This is a genomic window from Vreelandella profundi (genome assembly GCF_019722725.1).
GTDB classification, from domain to species: Bacteria; Pseudomonadota; Gammaproteobacteria; order Pseudomonadales; family Halomonadaceae; genus Vreelandella; species Vreelandella profundi.
On record NZ_CP077941.1, the window covers coordinates 2,796,457 to 2,810,690 of the forward strand.

Here is a 14,234-nt window from a genome sequence, read left to right on the forward strand (position 1 = left end):
GTCTCTCCGAATGACGATAAATGACAATAATCCCCGCTACCCGGTAGGGCCTGGGGCGGTGGTGTGGCATACCACTACGCACCAATATTTAGCCGGCAAATGACTGCCGGATAGGGTTTTCGCTCTACATTCAATAAGCTACGTACGCCTTGATGTAGTAAAGCTACACAAATGTCGTAAAAGTTAGCCTTTTGTATAGGTGAAGATACCGCAAAGTCGCCACGCTGCCAATTCTAGATCAACGTAAAAGCCTATCGAAAACAAACTATTGCACTGCAACATAAGCGATTTATAGAACATCAGTCAGTATGACTAAATGCCTTCACCCTGTAATTAAACTACCGTTTTATTATTTAGCTATTGAAGCACTTATAGGAGTACGTTGATGAGCATTAGCATTCACCGCTATTCTTTTAGCAGCCTATAAAAATACGCCCAGTCAAAGGCGGGCCCAGGGTCTGTTTTGCGCAGTGGCGCGACATGCGCATGACCGGTGATACGCCCACTATCGAGCTGTGGGTAGCGGCTGAACAACCACCTGGTCGCCAGTGCCAGCGCCAGATACTGCGCTTTAGTAAACGGTGTTACATCATCCCCTTCAAGCTCAATACCCACTGAGAAATCGTTAAGCGTCCTACGCCACATAGCTTGCCGCGCATCCCACCAGCAAGAACGTCCTGCATGCCAGGCACGCTGGTCGGTATCAACAAACTGAACGCACTCGCCATCGCGGCGTATCAGCAGGTGAGCAGACACTCTTAAATGGGCAATGCTCGCAAAAAAAGGATGCTCATCGATCGCCAGCTGATTGGTAAACAGCGCTTCAATCGCCGTACCGCTAAACTCACCCGGCGGAAGGCTTATCGCATGAATCACTAGCAGTGACACTTCGCCGTCAGGCCGACTATCAACGTTAGGCGAGACGACTTTTCGTGCACTTTGCCACCAGCCGCTAGGGGATTGTTGATTTTCCACGCGCAAGGCCTCCTCTTCGTTAGCGCTCTCATTCACCGCTTTCTTTCATTATACTGGCCGAACACACTTGAAGACGCTCAGAGAATCCAACGCTATGCATTATCAATCTGCTCTTGCCGAAGAAATCCGCGCCAGCGCTGCTCGCCTGATAGCAGAAGACGTTGGCCCGGGCGACATTACCGCGCAATTGATTCCAGAGCATCAGTGGGCCACGGCAGATATTATTACTCGCGAAGCCGCCGTACTATGCGGCGCAGCCTGGGTGGACGAGATATTTCGCCGCTTAGATAGCCGCGTAAGCTTAAGCTGGCACGCCGTCGACGGTGATAGGCTTGAGGCCGGCCAGTGCTTCTTGACCCTGGAAGGCCCCGCCCGGACGCTGCTCACCGGTGAACGCGCGGCCCTCAATGTGCTGCAAACGCTGTCTGCCACGGCCACCACCACACGCACCTATGTAGACCTGATTGAAGGCACCAGCGCACGCCTGCTCGATACTCGCAAAACGCTGCCAGGCATGCGCCTAGCGCAGAAATATGCGGTTACCTGCGGTGGCGGCCACAATCATCGGCTCGGCCTTTGGGATGCCTTTTTGATCAAGGAAAACCACATCACCGCCTGCGGCGGCATTCAAGCGGCTGTCGCCCAGGCACGTAAGCTTGCCGGCGACCTGTCGGTAGAAGTTGAGGTCGAAACCTTTGAGGAATTGGACCAGGTGCTGGCCGCCGGTGCCGATATCGTGATGCTCGACAACTTCGCCATTGAAGATCTTTACGTTGCGGTCGAAATTAACGGTGGCCGCGCCACTCTGGAAGCCTCAGGCAACGTGGATACCAGTACCCTGCGCGCAATCGCTGACACCGGCGTCGACTGCATCTCTAGCGGCGCGCTCACCAAGGATGTTGCCTCGATTGATCTTTCGATGCGCATTACACGCAGCTACAGCGTCTAAGGGCTCTTACGGATCGACCTACGTTTCAACGGCGCTAAGAGACTTTGACAGCCGGTAACGCTGGAGTCGTTCTCCGCTGCGCTCTACCCACTGTTCACCGTGGCTCTCCCAGCCGCGGCGCAGCAGGCGTTCATACAGCACCAGGCTGGCCTCTATCTCCACCCGCCCCTTGCCTTCTTCAAGCAACATGCGCTCTGCGTGGACAAGCAGCGTCGTACCAATGCCGCGGCCTGCCAATGAAGGCCATACATAAAGCGTCTCAACTCGCCCTGTGGATAAGTCCAATTCCAGAAACCCGATACACCGGCCATCGCAAGTAGCTACTAGCGTGGTATACAGCGCTTGGCGAACGGCCCACGCGCTGCCCTCACGCGGCAAGGCCTGAGCCCACGCACGTCTCTCGGAGAGCGTGTAGTGGGTCGCCGCGCCCTGCATTACAGCGTGATAAAACACTTCCGCCTGATCAGCCGCGTCGCGGGCCAGCGCCGCGCGATAAATCACTCGCGCACTGGTGGGCACTGCTGTTTGGTGCTCCTCGGTATTGGTCATATGTCACCTCTGAGCTATTCGGCGTTCATTTGATAAAGGTTCATTCAATAAAGAATCATTCGATCACACTTAACCTTCCGGCCTGCTTTATACTACGCGGCCCGTTTCCAGTAAAAGGCAGTGTGATGGACGACGCCCTGCACAGCGAGCATTTTACGCTCTCTCCCATTGGCCATGTGGTGAGCGATTACCCGGACAAGTTCGGGATTCCGCGCCAGCCTGGGCTCGCACCGGCCGCACGGGCCACGCTGGTACTCACGCCCCCTTATAACGACCCGTTAGCAGTGCGCGGCCTGGAAGATTTCAGCCATCTGTGGCTAACCTTTGTTTTTCATCAAAGCCCTGAGCGCTGGTCGCCGCTAATACGGCCACCGCGCCTGGGAGGCAACAAAAAGGTAGGCGTTTTTGCCAGCCGCAGCACGCATCGCCCGAATCGCTTAGGGCTTTCACTGGTCGCTTTAACGGACATTAATACTCAAGACGGCGTGACGCTGACGCTGTCGGGCTGCGACTTGGTCAGCGGTACACCGGTGCTGGATATAAAACCCTACCTGCCCTGGGTGGAGGCGCTGCCTGATGCGCGCGCTGGGTTTGCGCCAGAGACGCCGTCACTGATTGCAGTCACTTTTCATCCATCGGCGCTGGCTACGCTTGCGCAACGGCAGGATGGCGGCATATTGTACGCGCTAATAGAACAAGTGTTGAGACAAGACCCGAGACCGGCTTACCAGCAAAAAGACACGGCCTCTGGCCGCCTATACGGAGTACGCCTTCGTGATGTGGACGTTAAGTTTCAGCAATGCCAAAAAAGCGAAGCCACCACGCTAGAGGTGGTGGCTATCGAATCTTACGAGCAGCAATAAAACACGCCGACGCTTTAGGCGGGGAACGTAATACCCAGGCGACGGCCAACTTCTTCGTAGGCCTCAATCACACCGCCTAGCCCCTGACGGAAGCGATCTTTATCGAGCTTTTCACGGGTGTTAGCGTCCCATAGACGGCAGCCATCCGGGGAGAACTCATCGCCCAGCACTATCTCGCCTTTGAATACGCCAAATTCCAGCTTGTAATCCACTAGCAGCATATCGCCCTCAGCGAACAGCGCTTTGAGGACATGATTAACCTTAAAGGTTAACACCTTCATTTGCGCTAACTGCTCGGGCGTTGCCCAGCCAAACGTCTCCGCTAACGACTCGTTTATCATCGGGTCGCCCTTCTCGTCATTCTTCAAGAACAGCTCGAAGGTTGGCGGGGTAAGCGCTATCCCCTCTTCAATGCCTAACCGTTTAACGAGGCCCCCAGCGGCGATATTGCGCACCACGCACTCGACGGGAATCATCTGCATCTTTTTAACTAAGCTCTCCGTGTCAGAAAGCTGCTTTTCAAAATGGGTCGGGATACCGGCTTCCTGTAACCGCTCCATAATGAAAGCGTTAAAGATGTTATTGACCATTCCCTTACGGGCCAGCGACTCCACTTTTTTGCCATCAAAGGCGCTGGTGTCATCCCGAAAATTGAGCACCAACAAATCCGGATCGTCGGTGGTATACACAGATTTCGCCTTACCGGCGTAGAGTTCTTGGCGCTTTTCCATGGGGGCTCCGAAAGGGATCAAGGGTAGTCAAATTAACGTAAATAGCCGGAAACACGCTCTAGCAGCTCGCGCTGATCATCGGCGCTGAATGCACGCTCGCCAGCATTAATGGCTCGCAGAACGGTCTGGTCGCCATTGGACTGCAGAGCCAGGCGAATTTCTTGAGACATCTTGCGAACATCGCGGCTGAAGATAATTTGTAACGGGTTGCGCTCACTCTCGGCTTTGGTCATATATTCGACCAGGAATGAGTGCCCGTCGGGGTCAGCGGCGAGCAAATCACGCTGACCTTCCTGGGCAAAATCCAATTCAAGATAGTGGTTCAGCTCAGCCCAAACGCGGTCTATCGACTGTGGAATAACGACTTCCCACTCATCGCCCTGCTGGCGGATTTGTAACGTTTGCTCATCGGTAAGGCGCTGAGCAGTCCACGAAGAAGACAAGCTTGCGGATGCGCTGCGCGAGCTCAAATGGCTTTCCAATGCATCCAAGCAGCTCGCCATGGTTTGCCCGCCACGCTCACAGCGCACTTCACTGCTACCGGAGCGCAGTGCGCTTTGTAGCCGTATATCCGCCTGTGATGTAACGATAATGCCCTGCGAGGCGCTGCTGTCCTGCACGGACAGTTGACGGCTACGCACAAACTCTTCGAGCTGCGGCCACACGGTACCGGTATCAGCCGCGACCACTAGCCAGACTTGATCACCCACTTCGCGGCGCTCAACATACTCAGGCTCTAGCCCACTGCCAATCGTCAGTGACTGCGGAGGGCGAATATCGGCTGCCTCGTCAAGCCGTGTACCTTGAGATGCCGCTTGAGGGACCGGCAGCGCATCGCGGTAGCGCTCGGTATTACGGGTCTCTGGCAATATCAACGGCGGTGCCGAAGTGGCTTCGGTATAGTCCAGGTTGCGGTCATCGTAAAAACCATCCCGCGCGCAGCCTGTTAGTGTGACGGCCGTTGCAAGAGCCAGCGGTATCCATTTAAGCGCACGTTTTTCAAGCACAGAGCTCATCAAGCCACCTTAAGTCAACAAATCAGGTATCCAGCGCAGCATGAGCGCGCTGGATAAAAAGGTATCGCGTCAGATTACTCCTCCACCACACCCGCGAGCTGAAGCGCTTCACTAACCGTGGCGTGATATTTTTCTGACAACCAAGTCATCGGCAAACGAATGCCCGCATCGGCATAGCCCATGCGATTCAATGCCCATTTCACCGGAATAGGGTTGGACTCTATCCCGAGATTGGTATGCAGCGGCATCAGCAGCGTATTAATTTGATGCGCTTTATCGGCATCACCCGCCACCGCCGCGGCACATAGATCATGCATCGCTTGCGGGGCTACGTTAGCCGTCACTGAAATATCGCCGTGACCACCCATCAACATAAAGTCACAGGCGGTCGCATCGTCACCAGAGTAGAGCATAAAGCCAGTGCCCTTGAGGCGAGTGATTAGATCTTCCGCACGCTCGAGGTTCCCCGTCGCGTCCTTTAAACCAATAATATTATCTACTTCGGCCAGGCGTAAGACCGTTTCATTGTACAGATCGGAGCAGGTACGGCTCGGCACGTTATAGAGGATCACCGGCAGCTTGCTGCCCTCGGCGACCGCTTTAAAATGCTGATAAAGGCCTTCTTGGGTAGGCTTGTTGTAGTAAGGGCAGACGGACAGACAGTAGTCAGCGCCTACTTCACCGGCGTAGCGCGCAAGCTCAACGGCTTCAGACGTTGCGTTGGCCCCCGTTCCTGCAATCACAGGAATACGGCCATTCACTTCTTCCACGACGCTGCGAATCACATCAAAGTGCTCCGCAAACGACATGGTGGTCGGCTCGCCTGTAGTGCCAGCAGCAACAATGGCATCGGTGCCATTCTCGAGATGGAAATTCACTAGACGACGAAGCGCCTCCCAGTCGATGTCGCCATTGACTTTCATTGGCGTCGCCAGGGCGACGATGCTGCCTGTGATCATCCGTTTATTCCTCACCAGCCAAATTGTAATATCAACTATCGGCGTATTTACCGAACTATTTTACCGAAAACAAGCGCTACTGGGACACCCTCAACTAAGCGACCGCACCGTACCGAGATGCAAATGGTACTCAGGCGACTCAAGCCTGTACAGCGCAAAACTGCGTGATTTTTTCCGCGCGCCTGGTTTAGCTTTGACAACGGCTCTCGGCTTACGTGTAATCACACTCAATAATCGATCTTAACACCCACACTAAAAAAGGACGCATTATGCCTATTGAAGTCGGCCAGCCCGTTGCAGATTTCTCCGCCACCGCTACTGGCGACATCACCGTGACGCTGTCGGCACTGCGCGGCAAAAACGTCGTCGTTTACTTCTACCCGAAAGCCAGCACGCCCGGCTGCACCACCGAGGGCGGTGACTTCCGTGACCGCAAGCCGGCATTCGATGCCGCCAACACGGTTATTCTAGGAGTTTCTCGCGATAGCCTGCGTGCTCAGGAAAACTTTAAGGCCAAGCAGGATTTCAATTTTGAGCTTATCTCTGACCAGGATGAAAGCGTTTGTACGCTTTTTGACGTTATCAAGCTAAAGAAAATGTACGGCAAAGAGCATCTGGGGATTGAACGCAGCACCTTCTTAATCGACAAAGACGGCAAGCTAGCCAACGAGTGGCGCGGCGTTAAAGTAGCGGGTCACGCCGACGAGGTGCTTGCTGCAACCGAAGCGCTCAACGCGGCCAGCTAATTCGTGAAGTCTGCTTGCGCCCGCGCGTTGGTTACTTGAGCCACCAGCGCGGACGCAACAGGCAGTGCTACTTACCCTTTTGGACCAGGGGCTTGCAGAACATCGCCCTGTGGCCCGTGGCCTTGTAAAACAATAGACTGATCACGCCCCTGTATGCTGCGCGGCCAGGCGTAAACCAGCGCTTTAAGCAGTGTCGCCAATGGGATCGCAAAGAACACGCCCCAGAAGCCCCAAATGCCGCCAAAAAACAGCACCGCTACGATGATCGAAACGGGGTGAATATTATTCGTTTCAGAGAACAGGATCGGAGCCAGCACGTTGCCATCCAGCGCTTGAATAACGCCATAAGCCACCATCACATACATGAACTCTTCACTAAAACCGAAGTTAAAGCCTGCGACTGCCGCAACGGGCAGCGTAGCCACTGCCGCGCCGATGTAGGGCACCAACACTGAAAACCCTACCAGCACAGCGAGCAGCGCCGTATACGGCACGCCCAGGAGGGTGAAGACAAAGAACGTCACCGTGCCCACAATAATTATTTCGATGAACTTGCCGCGAATGTAGTTGGCAATTTGATTATCCATCTCACGCCATATCCGCGACAGCAGCGTGCGCTTCTGCGGCAGTAGCGAAAGCATAAAGCCGACTAGTACGTTGCTGTCCTTCAGCATAAAGAAAACCAAAATCGGCACCAGTACCAGGTAAATAATCAGCGACATGATATTACCCAGCGAGGCCAGCGACAGCGTTAAGGCACGCTGGCCCAGCTGGCTAATCTCGCGACTGGCCACGCCAATCCAGTTCTGCATAAGATCCGGGGTAATAATATTCGGGTAGCGCGCCTGCAGCTCATCCAGCCAGCCCTGGCCACTAGCAAACATTCGCGGCGTCTCTTGCACCAGCCCCACCAACTGATTCCAAATCAGCGGCATCAAAATAAACGCCAGCGTCAGTAATACGCTGATAAAAGCTAAAAAAATCATGATGACCGCGAGCAGGTGCGGGACGCCTCTGCGAGTAAGCGCGCTCACCACACCTTGCAGTAAAAACGCGACGACCAGGGCGGTAAAAAACGGCGCCAGCATGCGTCCGAACCAGATAATCGCAGCAAAACCTGCCACTAATACCACCAGCAGGATAAGCGCCTCCTCATCAGAGAAGTAGCGCTCAACCCAGCTTTTTAGAATCGTGCGCAGAGTCATCGGTGCGCGTCTCCCGCTTTACGTATCCAGTAAACATAAACATCGTCGCGCTGCTCGCGCCCTTCCAGCGTGTGCGCGCTTTGCTCGGCGAATGACGCCATATCGCGCCACGAGCCGGCGTCGGTTGAACGCACCTCAAGCAGCTCCCCTGCTGACAGGCCGGCCAAGGCCTGCTTGGCCTTTAGCAAAGGCAGCGGGCAGTGTAGACCGCTAGCGTCTAGCACCGTGTCGGGCTGAAAGCCACCCGTTGGCTCAGGCCGTTCTTGCTTAGACATAGCCCCTCCTTCAAAAGACCCTGCATATTCACAGCATTGTTGCATAGACTGTTGTGTAGACTGATGCATAAACTGTTTATTTAACGGCTGTTCTCATTAGACTAGCGATTTAACGGCACTTCCCCGCCTTTATCAATGTCACAGCCCTATTCACTGTCGCCACTGCGTCTAACCACTACCGATGAGGATGCCATGCTGCCCCTTCGTACTGCTTACCCAGGTTGGATATGTGCGTTCGCTTGCGCCTGCGGCAGCTTACTGTTTAGCCCGCCAAGCGCGGCTATCAACGACTACGGCTTGCCGAGCCTAGGCGCAGCGTCTACATCGGTGAGTAATGAAGAGTATCGTTTGGGACGCGCCTGGCTGCGTCAGTTTCGTGCCCAAGCCCCCCAGTGGCAAGACCCTATTACCAATGATTATTTACAAAGCCTCATTGCCCGCCTAGCGCCGCATAGCCAAATTAGCGGGCTGCGCACGATCACCGTCATGGTGGATAACGGCTCACTTAACGCCTTTGCCGTCCCCGGCGGCGTGGTGGGCATTAATTCGGGGCTCTTCGCATTCGCGGAGGATGAAGGCGCCTTTGCCTCGGTGTTAGCCCATGAGCTAGGCCACCTTTCGCAACGCCACTATGCCCGAGGCAGCGCCCGCGCGTCGCAGACTCAACTGCCCGCCATGGCCGCCATGCTGGCCGGCATGCTCATCGCCGCGAGTGGCGCCGGCGATGTCGGCATGGCGGCCGCCATGGGCTCTCAAGCAGCGCTCATTCAAGACCAGCTCAGCTACTCGCGACTGTTTGAACAAGAGGCCGACAACATAGGCTTACAGGCGATGGCTAGCGCTGGCTACGACCCAGAAGCCATGGTGCGCATGTTTAGAGCAATGCAGCGCATGTCTCGCCTGCAGGGTGACACGCCGCCCGAGTTTTTACTGACTCACCCCATCTCAGACAGCCGGTTAAGCGCCGCGCAAGCCCGTGCCGCGCAGCTTAATATTGCCGATGCCTATACCAGCGACACGCTCTACGACATGATACGCGCCCGTGCGCTGCTGAGCCTTTATGCCAACACGCCCCAGCGTGCAGCCACACGCCTTGCCCAGGAAGGCGGTGAACAAGCCGCTCAGGACTATTTAGCCGCGCTAATCGCCGCCCGCAACGGTCAGAACGATAGCGCCTTAGAACAGCTGGATAAGCTTGCCAACGAGCACCCCGACTTTGCCATGCTGCCCGCCTCCGCCGCGAGCGTCGCGCTAGAAGCAGGCCGCTACGATGATGCCATTCAGCGCAGTCAGCGACTGCTACGTTTTATGCCCAGCTACTTGCCGGCTCAACTGATATTGGCTGAAGCGCAGCTGCAGCGTGACCCTCAGGCGGCTTATCAACTGCTCAACGACATTACGGCTCAGAACCCCGAAGACCCACAGGGCTTTAATCTGCTCGCCGAAGCTGCCGGCCGCAGCGGGCATAACGGCTGGGGGCATTTAGCCCGCGCAGAGTATCTCCAACTAACCGGCAGCGTGGACCGTGGCATTCGACAGCTTTCCATCGCCAAAGATGCCGCTGAACGTGAGTACGATGATCGAGCACTGGCGCGCATTGAACAGCGCCGTGAAGACTTCATTGAATATCGTGAAGCACTGGAGGATTTTAATTAAGGCTTCTCGACATGAACGAAAAACGCCCGTGCTGCTATCAGCATGGGCGTTTTTCGTTAGTGCGCGCAACGCGCACTAAAACTAAATATTAAAGTTCAGCATTCGCTCAAGCGGCTTTAGCGCTTTTAACCGCAGCGGCTCATCCACCCGAATCTCGCCGCTTCCTTCTCGCAATGCCCCTGCCAGATTGTCTAAAGCGTTCATTGCCATCCAGGGGCAGTGCGCGCAGCTGCGACAGGTTGCGCCACTACCGGCCGTCGGTGCTTCAAACAGCGTTTTATGCGGCACCGCCTGCTGCATCTTGAAAAAGATGCCTCTATCAGTTGCCACAATCAGCCTATCGTTAGGCAGCTCTTTTGCCGCTTTGATTAGCTGAGACGTGGAGCCTGCCACGTCAGCAAGCCTCACCACTGGCTCTGGCGACTCGGGATGCACCAGCACCGCTGCATCTGGATAGATGCGCTTAAGATCCTCAATGCCCTTGGCCTTAAACTCCTCATGAACGATACAGGCACCGCCCCACATCAGCATATCCGCGCCGGTCTTGTTTTGAATGTAGCCACCCAGATGCTTATCGGGCGCCCAGAGGGTTTTCTCGCCCCGAGCCTGCAGATGCTCAATGACCTCAACCGCAATCGAAGACGTCACCACCCAATCGGCGCGCGCTTTAACCGCCGCCGACGTGTTGGCATAGACCACTATCGTACGATCAGGGTGCGCATCACAGAAAGCGCTGAACTCATCAGCCGGGCAGCCAATATCCAGTGAACAGGTCGCCTCTAAGGTGGGCATTAAAACGCGCTTTTCAGGCGAAAGTATCTTGGCGGTTTCACCCATAAAGCGAACACCGGCCACAACCAGCGTTGTAGCCGCATGGCGGGCACCAAAGCGAGCCATCTCCAACGAATCAGCGACACAGCCGCCGGTCTCTTCTGCAAGCTGCTGTATCGCATCATCGGTGTAATAGTGAGCAACCAACACGGCATTATGGATTTTCAGTAGCCGCTTAATATCCTCAACCCGAGCCTGATCTTTTGCAGCAATACGGGTCGGGCAATAGGCAATGGGCAACGGAACGTCACGCTCTGCCTGCAAAGTCATTATAGTCATTGTGTCTACCGCTGTGACGAATAGAGCTTTGGAAAAATTAATCCGTGTTTAAAAAACTATCTTAGGTCATTTTGGGAGAAAAATATTGCAAGCTGAAAACAGAAGCCCTTCATCAATGTTTTCTGCTGACATAGCAAAACGCCCCTGGCAATAGCTGCCAGGGGCGTTGAATTTGGTGGGTCGTGTAGGATTCGAACCTACGACCAATTGATTAAAAGTCAACTGCTCTACCAACTGAGCTAACGACCCAAATTTGCTTTCTACCGTTACCGCCTGTTCAGCCACTAATTCAAACGATCTGTTGCTTGAATGGTGGGTCGTGTAGGATTCGAACCTACGACCAATTGATTAAAAGTCAACTGCTCTACCAACTGAGCTAACGACCCGCCTGAACGGATGCATATACTACGCAAACAGCCTTCTCATAGCAAGCGCTTTTTACCTTTGCACTACATAAATGAAGGCCTTGCACGCATCGCATACGCACTATTTCTTACTCAGCGGCTCTTAGGCTTACGCATTGTCTGTACTGGCTTGCGCTTATGTTTATCGCGATTCCAGCGGTTCTTCTCGTCCGGCGTTAACACGGGTACTTTACGGGTTTCCAAGCCGGCCAAGGTAGACAAGTCATCTACCTCACCCTGCGTAAGCTCAATCCATTCACCGGCTTTGGCGCGCTTATCGATAAAGATGTTGCCATAGCGCACGCGTTTCAGACGGCTAACCGTCAGCGCCTGAGACTCCCACAGGCGACGCACTTCGCGGTTACGCCCCTCTAGAATGACGACGTGGAACCAGGTGTTGATCCCCTCACCGCCAAACTCTTGTATATCGGTAAAGCGAGCCGGACCATCATCCAACATGACGCCATCAGCCATCGCTAGGATGTGCTCGCGTTTCACTTCCCCCATCACGCGGACCGCGTATTCGCGCTCTACTTGGGTCGAGGGATGCATCAGCCGGTTGGCTAATTCGCCATCCGTCGTGAATAGCAGTAAACCACTGGTGTTGATATCCAGGCGTCCAACCGCTATCCAACGCTCGCCTTTTAAGCGCGGCAAGCGGTCAAATACGGTACGTCGACCTTCAGGGTCTTTACGAGTGCACAGCTCGCCTTCCGGCTTGTTGTACATGATCACACGACGCGGCACTTCCTCTTCCGAGCGCAGCGTTACCGGTCGATCATCAAAGCTGACGTTATTCCGCGCTTCAACGCGATCACCCAGCTTAGCCACCTTGCCATTCACTTTAACGCGGCCATCGGAAATCGCCGTTTCCATTTCACGCCGCGAGCCAAGGCCTGCGCGGGCTAAAACTTTTTGCAGCTTTTCGCCAGCTGGGGGCGTCGTCGTATCATTCTGACTCATGGTCATCTGACCTCACATCGTTAGTCTGCGTGCGCGCGCTATCATCGTCGTCAACGCGCTGCGCACGTGCCGCTAGCCGGGCTTCAAGATCGGCAAAGCTCAGCGGCTGGGTTAACGCCGTCTCGGCGTGCGTATCGGCTATCTCAGCCGTGGTAATCTCAGCAGTGGCTATCTCATCCACTTTGGGTGGCGCATCCTGCACCGTTTTTAGCGTTTCGTCTAGCCCTTCAGAAGCGACGTCAGGCGACTTTTCAGGCAGCTCGCCATCATCCCAATTCGCCAGGGTGTGCATCGGCGGCAGCGCATCGAGTGTTTTCAAACCAAAATCATCTAAAAAGCTGCGTGTGGTGGCGTAGACAGCCGGTCGCCCGGGCACGTCTCTATGGCCAACAACTCGAATCCAACCGCGCTCCATCAAGGTCCGCATGATAGAGCTGCTTACGCTGACGCCGCGAACCTCTTCAATATCGCCTCGGGTGACCGGCTGGCGATAGGCAATCAACGCTAGCGTTTCCAGCAGGGCCCGCGAATAGCGCTGAGGACGCTCATCCCACAGCCGCGACACCCACTGCGATAGACGCGGACGAATACGCAGCTGATAGCCAGAGACCGTTTCTAACAACTCCAGTGCACCTTCAGAATGGCGCTGCTGAAGCCGCTCAAGCACTTGACGAAACTCGCGCGGGGATGGGCATTCGCCGCTAACAAAAAGTGTTTGTAAACGCTCTAGCGGTAACGGCTCGCCAGCGGCTAACAGCGCCGCTTCTACAATTTCGTCTAGCCCGGTGGGCGCGCTAGTCATGGTGCCTCCTCGTCCGATTCAAAGGCAGACTCTGAATAGGCGCTGTCTTCTATGCCCATATCGCCCTCGTCAAAAGCACTTTCCTCGGCATCAGTAAGAGCGGCGAGCCGGGCACGCACATGTATCGGCGAAAGCGGCGCATTCTGAACAATTTCAATCATGGCTTCTTTTGCTAGCTCCAAAATCGCCATAAAGGTCACCACCACGCCAGGGCGCCCTTCTTCCAGGGTAAATAGCGCGTCAAAGGGGGTATAGCGCTGGCTGGCAGCATCTTGGCTTAGCTGCGCCATAATCTTCAGCATTCGCTCGCGCGTAGACAATACCTCACGGCTAATCTGATGCGCCTGAACCAGCTCGGCACGCTTGAGAATATCGGACAGTGCGCTGAGCAGCTCGTCCAACTCGACCTCAGGATGAATCACGCGGGCTTCAAGCGGCGGGAGGCCAGCCTGCACGCTGAACCAGTCGCGGCCCATACGCGGCAGCGTATCCAGCGTTTCTGCTGCCTCTTTGAGGCGCTCATACTCCTGCAGGCGACGGATGAGCTCCGCGCGCGGATCTTCTTCGTCGTCACCTTCTGCCTTGGGCGGGCGCGGCAGCAGCGTGCGCGATTTAATCTCGGCCAGCATGGCGGCCATCAGCAGATATTCACCGGCCAGTTCGATCTCCATGGCCTTCATCAGCTCCACGTACTCAATGTACTGATGGGTGATCGTCGCCACATTGATGGTCAGAATATCGAGATTTTGACGTCGAATGAGATAGAGCAGTAAATCTAACGGGCCTTCAAAGGTCTCTAAAAAGACCCGCAGCGCCTCAGGGGGAATATACAGATCTTCCGGCAGCTGGGTAATCTGTTCATCAAACAGGCGCCCAAGCGAAGGCTCCGCTGGCGTAATAGGCGGTGTATCAAGATTGTCTACGTCGTCAGGTGCACTTGGCGTCTCGCTCACGCGGGTCGGGTCTCTTGAAAAAGGGGGATTGGTATCAACACACAGTTTAGCAAAGTTGGCAGCATCCGCGTCGCTCTA

The 14,234-nt window shown here is 55.1% G+C and carries 15 protein-coding genes and 2 tRNA genes; 4 read left to right on the plus strand and 13 right to left on the minus strand.

What is annotated here, in order from left to right; all coding sequences use genetic code 11:
* Positions 1-405 precede the first annotated feature (405 nt).
* Complete coding sequence (ampD, locus tag KUO20_RS12795; RefSeq protein WP_235040235.1) at positions 406-975, minus strand: 1,6-anhydro-N-acetylmuramyl-L-alanine amidase AmpD; 570 nt, start codon at positions 973-975, stop codon at positions 406-408.
* Between the two features lie 94 nt (positions 976-1,069).
* Between ampD and nadC the strand changes: the two genes are divergently transcribed.
* The gene (nadC, locus tag KUO20_RS12800) at positions 1,070-1,924 is read left to right on the plus strand and encodes a carboxylating nicotinate-nucleotide diphosphorylase (protein ID WP_235040236.1); all 855 of its coding nucleotides are present in this window, start codon (positions 1,070-1,072) and stop codon (positions 1,922-1,924) included.
* An 18-nt stretch (positions 1,925-1,942) separates the two neighbouring features.
* Here nadC and KUO20_RS12805 read toward each other — a convergent pair whose 3' ends face one another.
* Positions 1,943-2,473, minus strand: a complete 531-nt coding sequence (locus tag KUO20_RS12805; RefSeq protein WP_235040237.1) for a GNAT family N-acetyltransferase — start codon at positions 2,471-2,473, stop codon at positions 1,943-1,945.
* A gap of 125 nt (positions 2,474-2,598) precedes the next feature.
* Between KUO20_RS12805 and tsaA the strand changes: the two genes are divergently transcribed.
* Positions 2,599-3,336 (plus strand): tRNA (N6-threonylcarbamoyladenosine(37)-N6)-methyltransferase TrmO, encoded by a 738-nt coding sequence (gene tsaA / locus KUO20_RS12810; protein WP_235040238.1) that lies wholly within the window; start codon positions 2,599-2,601, stop codon positions 3,334-3,336.
* Between the two features lie 14 nt (positions 3,337-3,350).
* Here tsaA and purC read toward each other — a convergent pair whose 3' ends face one another.
* From purC to dapA, 3 genes are all read right to left on the minus strand, one after another.
* On the minus strand, positions 3,351-4,067 hold the full coding sequence (gene purC, locus KUO20_RS12815) for a phosphoribosylaminoimidazolesuccinocarboxamide synthase (RefSeq protein WP_235040239.1): 717 nt from the start codon (positions 4,065-4,067) through the stop codon (positions 3,351-3,353).
* Positions 4,068-4,099: 32 nt separating this feature from the next.
* Positions 4,100-5,083 (minus strand): outer membrane protein assembly factor BamC, encoded by a 984-nt coding sequence (bamC, locus tag KUO20_RS12820; protein ID WP_235040240.1) that lies wholly within the window; start codon positions 5,081-5,083, stop codon positions 4,100-4,102.
* Between the two features lie 74 nt (positions 5,084-5,157).
* The gene (gene dapA, locus KUO20_RS12825) at positions 5,158-6,042 is read right to left on the minus strand and encodes a 4-hydroxy-tetrahydrodipicolinate synthase (protein WP_235040241.1); all 885 of its coding nucleotides are present in this window, start codon (positions 6,040-6,042) and stop codon (positions 5,158-5,160) included.
* A gap of 269 nt (positions 6,043-6,311) precedes the next feature.
* Between dapA and KUO20_RS12830 the strand changes: the two genes are divergently transcribed.
* Complete coding sequence (locus KUO20_RS12830; RefSeq protein WP_235040242.1) at positions 6,312-6,788, plus strand: peroxiredoxin; 477 nt, start codon at positions 6,312-6,314, stop codon at positions 6,786-6,788.
* 71 nt (positions 6,789-6,859) lie between these two features.
* On the opposite strand, the gene KUO20_RS12835 is transcribed toward KUO20_RS12830, so the two are convergent.
* Positions 6,860-7,993, minus strand: coding sequence for an AI-2E family transporter (locus tag KUO20_RS12835; RefSeq protein WP_235040243.1), 1,134 nt, complete (start codon positions 7,991-7,993; stop codon positions 6,860-6,862).
* Entirely contained in the window at positions 7,990-8,268 is a 279-nt protein-coding gene (locus KUO20_RS12840) for a sulfurtransferase TusA family protein (RefSeq protein ID WP_235040244.1), read from the minus strand. Before KUO20_RS12840 ends, KUO20_RS12835 begins: the two co-directional genes overlap by 4 nt.
* 192 nt (positions 8,269-8,460) lie before the next feature.
* On the opposite strand from KUO20_RS12840, the gene KUO20_RS12845 reads away from it, so the two are divergent.
* Complete coding sequence (locus KUO20_RS12845; protein ID WP_235040245.1) at positions 8,461-9,924, plus strand: M48 family metalloprotease; 1,464 nt, start codon at positions 8,461-8,463, stop codon at positions 9,922-9,924.
* An 81-nt stretch (positions 9,925-10,005) separates the two neighbouring features.
* On the opposite strand, the gene nadA is transcribed toward KUO20_RS12845, so the two are convergent.
* The 6 genes from nadA to KUO20_RS12875 form a co-directional block, all read right to left on the minus strand.
* A complete protein-coding gene (nadA, locus tag KUO20_RS12850; protein ID WP_235040246.1) occupies positions 10,006-11,034 on the minus strand; it encodes a quinolinate synthase NadA in 1,029 nt (342 codons plus the stop codon).
* Between the two features lie 173 nt (positions 11,035-11,207).
* Positions 11,208-11,283, minus strand: a tRNA-Lys gene (locus tag KUO20_RS12855).
* A 61-nt stretch (positions 11,284-11,344) separates the two neighbouring features.
* Positions 11,345-11,420: transfer RNA gene (locus tag KUO20_RS12860), tRNA-Lys, on the minus strand.
* Positions 11,421-11,531: 111 nt separating this feature from the next.
* Complete coding sequence (gene rluB, locus KUO20_RS12865; protein WP_235040247.1) at positions 11,532-12,401, minus strand: 23S rRNA pseudouridine(2605) synthase RluB; 870 nt, start codon at positions 12,399-12,401, stop codon at positions 11,532-11,534.
* Positions 12,388-13,203, minus strand: a complete 816-nt coding sequence (gene scpB, locus KUO20_RS12870; protein WP_235040248.1) for an SMC-Scp complex subunit ScpB — start codon at positions 13,201-13,203, stop codon at positions 12,388-12,390. The genes rluB and scpB overlap by 14 nt, the downstream gene beginning before the upstream one ends.
* A complete protein-coding gene (locus KUO20_RS12875) occupies positions 13,200-14,156 on the minus strand; it encodes a segregation and condensation protein A (RefSeq protein ID WP_235040249.1) in 957 nt (318 codons plus the stop codon). Before KUO20_RS12875 ends, scpB begins: the two co-directional genes overlap by 4 nt.
* Positions 14,157-14,234: the final 78 nt, after the last annotated feature.

Excerpts from the sequence above, each read along its gene's own strand:
- KUO20_RS12835 (WP_235040243.1), bottom strand. The coding sequence starts at position 7,993 with ATGACTCTGCGCACGATTCTAAAAAGCTGGGTTGAGCGCTACTTCTCT.
- scpB (WP_235040248.1), bottom strand. The coding sequence starts at position 13,203 with ATGACTAGCGCGCCCACCGGGCTAGACGAAATTGTAGAAGCGGCGCTG.
- dapA (WP_235040241.1), bottom strand. The coding sequence starts at position 6,042 with ATGATCACAGGCAGCATCGTCGCCCTGGCGACGCCAATGAAAGTCAAT.
- KUO20_RS12840 (WP_235040244.1), bottom strand. The coding sequence starts at position 8,268 with ATGTCTAAGCAAGAACGGCCTGAGCCAACGGGTGGCTTTCAGCCCGAC.
- KUO20_RS12830 (WP_235040242.1), top strand. The coding sequence starts at position 6,312 with ATGCCTATTGAAGTCGGCCAGCCCGTTGCAGATTTCTCCGCCACCGCT.
- purC (WP_235040239.1), bottom strand. The coding sequence starts at position 4,067 with ATGGAAAAGCGCCAAGAACTCTACGCCGGTAAGGCGAAATCTGTGTAT.
- KUO20_RS12805 (WP_235040237.1), bottom strand. The coding sequence starts at position 2,473 with ATGACCAATACCGAGGAGCACCAAACAGCAGTGCCCACCAGTGCGCGA.
- nadA (WP_235040246.1), bottom strand. The coding sequence starts at position 11,034 with ATGACTATAATGACTTTGCAGGCAGAGCGTGACGTTCCGTTGCCCATT.
- nadC (WP_235040236.1), top strand. The coding sequence starts at position 1,070 with ATGCATTATCAATCTGCTCTTGCCGAAGAAATCCGCGCCAGCGCTGCT.
- rluB (WP_235040247.1), bottom strand. The coding sequence starts at position 12,401 with ATGAGTCAGAATGATACGACGACGCCCCCAGCTGGCGAAAAGCTGCAA.
- KUO20_RS12845 (WP_235040245.1), top strand. The coding sequence starts at position 8,461 with ATGCTGCCCCTTCGTACTGCTTACCCAGGTTGGATATGTGCGTTCGCT.
- bamC (WP_235040240.1), bottom strand. The coding sequence starts at position 5,083 with ATGAGCTCTGTGCTTGAAAAACGTGCGCTTAAATGGATACCGCTGGCT.
- tsaA (WP_235040238.1), top strand. The coding sequence starts at position 2,599 with ATGGACGACGCCCTGCACAGCGAGCATTTTACGCTCTCTCCCATTGGC.